This is a genomic window from Methanobrevibacter sp. (assembly GCF_045220775.1).
Taxonomy (GTDB): domain Archaea; phylum Methanobacteriota; class Methanobacteria; order Methanobacteriales; family Methanobacteriaceae; genus Methanocatella.
In genome coordinates this window covers 1-1693 of the sequence record NZ_JBGUWC010000063.1, presented here as the reverse complement: position 1 = coordinate 1693, position 1693 = coordinate 1, and the positions used below count along the sequence as shown (strand labels likewise).

3 protein-coding genes and 3 pseudogenes are annotated in these 1693 nt (G+C 32.5%); all 6 read left to right on the top strand.

Features of this window, described 5'->3' with window-relative positions; all coding sequences use genetic code 11:
- Positions 1–151 precede the first annotated feature (151 nt).
- Entirely contained in the window at positions 152–388 is a 237-nt protein-coding gene (locus ACJROP_RS03500; RefSeq protein ID WP_406534111.1) for a Vmc-like lipoprotein signal peptide domain-containing protein, read from the top strand.
- A 6-nt stretch (positions 389–394) separates the two neighbouring features.
- Complete coding sequence (locus ACJROP_RS03495) at positions 395–646, top strand: Ig domain-containing protein (RefSeq protein ID WP_406534110.1); 252 nt, start codon at positions 395–397, stop codon at positions 644–646.
- 12 nt (positions 647–658) lie between these two features.
- Positions 659–904 (top strand): annotated as a pseudogene (locus ACJROP_RS03490) (Ig-like domain-containing protein); the annotation flags it as partial.
- Positions 905–922: 18 nt separating this feature from the next.
- Positions 923–1039: pseudogene (locus ACJROP_RS03485) on the top strand (hypothetical protein); the annotation flags it as partial.
- Between the two features lie 78 nt (positions 1040–1117).
- Positions 1118–1387, top strand: a pseudogene (locus ACJROP_RS03480) (Ig-like domain-containing protein); the annotation flags it as partial.
- A 45-nt stretch (positions 1388–1432) separates the two neighbouring features.
- Positions 1433–1510 (top strand): hypothetical protein, encoded by a 78-nt coding sequence (locus tag ACJROP_RS03475; RefSeq protein ID WP_406534112.1) that lies wholly within the window; start codon positions 1433–1435, stop codon positions 1508–1510.
- Positions 1511–1693 lie beyond the last annotated feature (183 nt).

Here is a 1693-nt window from a genome sequence, read left to right as displayed (position 1 = left end):
ATCCACATAGTGGATATAATTTTTTGCTGACATTTTTTTAATACTTCACCTATAATTCAAGTGTTGCACTTAAGATGTCATTCTGGGTTTGGAATATTGATTCCAAATATAAATAAATTTATGTATTTTTAATTTAAAATGCTAAAATATTATGGGTATCAAAAGAGTGGAACTAAAATTTATTAGATCAATATTATTTTCTAGTGTAGGTGTATTATCTGCAAGTGTAGTTACTCCTATAGTGTTATCAAGTTGCGCCAAAAAACAAACAATTTCAGTTGATAGTGTTACATTAGACAAAGATAAATTAGAATTAGGTGAAAACGGAACTGCCAAACTAACAGCAACTGTCTTCCCAGAAAATGCAACTAATAAAAATGTAACTTGAAGTTCATTGAAGCCTGCTATTGCCACAGTTGATCAAATTGGAAATGTTAAAGCAATTAGTGAAGGAACTACAACTATTACTGTAGTCACTGAAAATGGTGGTTATACAGCTTCTTGTGAAATTATTGTAGCTAAAGGGATAACTCCAGTTACGAGCGTTAGATTAGATAGAGATAAATTAGAATTAGTTGAAGGTAGGGTTGCTAAACTAACAGCAACTGTCTTGCCAGAAAATGCAACTAATAAAAATGTAACTTGAAGTTCAAGTAATGAATCTATTGCCACAGTTGATCAAAACGGATTTGTTACTGCAATAGTTCCAGGAAATACAGAAATTTCTGTAACCACTGAAGATGGTTTGCATACAGTTGCTTGCAAGCTTACTGTCACTAAAAATGTAATTTTTGTTGAAGGTGTTACATTAGACAAAGATAAATTAGAATTAGGTGAAAATGGAACTGCCAAACTAACAGCAACTGTCTTCCCAGAAAATGCAACTAATAAAAATGTAATTTGAGGTACGAGTGCCCCATCTGTTGTTACAGTTGATCAAGATGGAAATGTTAAAGTAGTTGATGAAGGTACTGCAATTATTACTATAGTCACTGAAAATGGTGCATATACAGCTTCTTGTGAAGTAATAGCAAAATGACATGTATATGTTGAAGGTGTTGAATTAACTGAACATTCATTAAAGTTACCATTCGCATGAGAGCATCAATTAACCGCTACTGTTTTACCAAAAAATGCTGATAATCAGGATGTAACATGGTCTTCAAATAATCCAACTGTTGCCACAGTTGATAAAAAAGGAATAGTTAAAGCAGTTGGGTTAGGAAAAGCAACAATTACTGTAATCACAGAAGATGGTGGATTTAAAGACACTTGTGAAGTAGAAGTAAAAGAATATATACCAGTTGAAGGTATTGAAATAACTGAAGAATCATTAGTTTTACCATTTGCATGGGAACATCAATTAATCGCTAATGTTTTACCATGAAATGCGAATAATCGTGGCGTATCATGGGATTCAAGCAATAAATCTATTGCCACAGTTGACCCTCTATTAGGAGTAGTTAAAGCAGTTGGGCCAGGAAAAACAACAATTTCTGTAACAACATGAGATGGTTTATATAAAGCCACTTGTGAAGTAGAAGTAACACCATAATGTAGTAGGAACAAAACAACAAAAAGTCTTGATGTAAAAAACAGTCAAGACTTTTCTAAATTGACACATTAAGTGCAACACTCTGTATAATTAGGGGTTGCACTTTTTTTATACATATAGAAATAAAAAAAGTGCCCC

Coding starts and splice junctions, on each gene's coding strand:
- ACJROP_RS03500 (WP_406534111.1), top strand. CDS start 152: ATGGGTATCAAAAGAGTGGAACTAAAATTTATTAGATCAATATTATTT.